Origin of the sequence: Aquitalea sp. ASV11, from assembly GCF_016429185.1 — a bacterium.
Lineage (GTDB): Bacteria > Pseudomonadota > Gammaproteobacteria > Burkholderiales > Chromobacteriaceae > Aquitalea > Aquitalea pelogenes.
The window spans coordinates 1-504 of record NZ_JAELUD010000162.1 but is presented as its reverse complement, the minus strand read 5'-3'; the positions used below and the strand labels follow the sequence as shown (position 1 = coordinate 504).

The window sequence follows — 504 nt, the reverse complement described above, 5'->3', positions numbered from 1 at the left end:
ATTTTAATACATGCTCAAATTCAGAACGTGGAATACTTGCCTTCCAAGCCAAGCCACCGGCATTCCCACTAGAATACGACGGAAGAAGATTATTAGATTTATCTGAGCAAAGATGGTGCAAAGAAGATACTTTTCGCCATTTTGGAGTTGAAAACAAAAGAGAAATAACCCATACGCAGTCAATTGGCTCTGGTATTTTTTTTATAAAAAAGAATGAACACACAACCAGTATCATTAAAAAATGGCTTGATGTCTATTACACACATTTCGAGTTGGTGGATGATACGCCATCCAAATCCATGAATTGCAGTGACTTTATTGAACACCGACACGACCAGTCAATATTTTCCATTATATGCAAGCTTGAAGAAGTAGATACAATATCTGTCTCTTATACACATCTGACGCTGCCGACGAACAGTAAGATGTGGTGTGGGGGGTGGGGGGGGGGGGGGTGTATGGGGGGGGGGGGGGGGGGGGGGGGGGGGGGGGGGGGGGGGGGGG

The 504-nt window shown here is 45.4% G+C and carries 1 protein-coding gene; it reads right to left on the bottom strand.

Annotation, left to right across the window (positions count from 1 at the left end; all coding sequences use genetic code 11):
* On the bottom strand, positions 1–235 hold a 235-nt coding region (locus JHD62_RS22710; protein WP_233161154.1), incomplete at its 3' end, for a hypothetical protein.
* Positions 236–504 lie beyond the last annotated feature (269 nt).